This is a genomic window from Pseudomonas sp. Eth.TT006 (genome assembly GCF_054456575.1).
This window is the reverse complement of record NZ_JBTJEN010000049.1, coordinates 1-306: the sequence shown is the minus strand read 5'-3', so window position 1 is coordinate 306 and position 306 is coordinate 1. Positions and strand designations below refer to the sequence as shown.

Genomic DNA, 306 nt, shown 5'->3' with positions numbered 1-306 from the left:
TCTAATCAAAAGACTAGAAATCAATATTCATCAGTGAATATTCATTTCTAAACTCTCAAACGTTTGAAGCAGTTTATGGTGGAGCCAAGCGGGATCGAACCGCTGACCTCCTGCGTGCAAGGCAGGCGCTCTCCCAGCTGAGCTATGGCCCCATAACAAAATTGGTGGGTCTGGGCAGATTCGAACTGCCGACCTCACCCTTATCAGGGGTGCGCTCTAACCAACTGAGCTACAGACCCAATTTCGAGCTTGTAACTGTTAGCTCAGAGCTATCAGCTTGGAGCTTAAAGCTGCTTCTATCGTCTT

At 47.7% G+C, this 306-nt stretch carries 2 tRNA genes; both read right to left on the bottom strand.

Annotated features, from left to right (window positions below):
* Window positions 1-76 precede the first annotated feature (76 nt).
* A tRNA-Ala gene (locus ACXR0M_RS27270) sits at window positions 77-152 on the bottom strand.
* 10 nt (window positions 153-162) lie between these two features.
* Window positions 163-239: transfer RNA gene (locus ACXR0M_RS27265), tRNA-Ile, on the bottom strand.
* Between the last annotated feature and the right edge of the window lie 67 nt (window positions 240-306).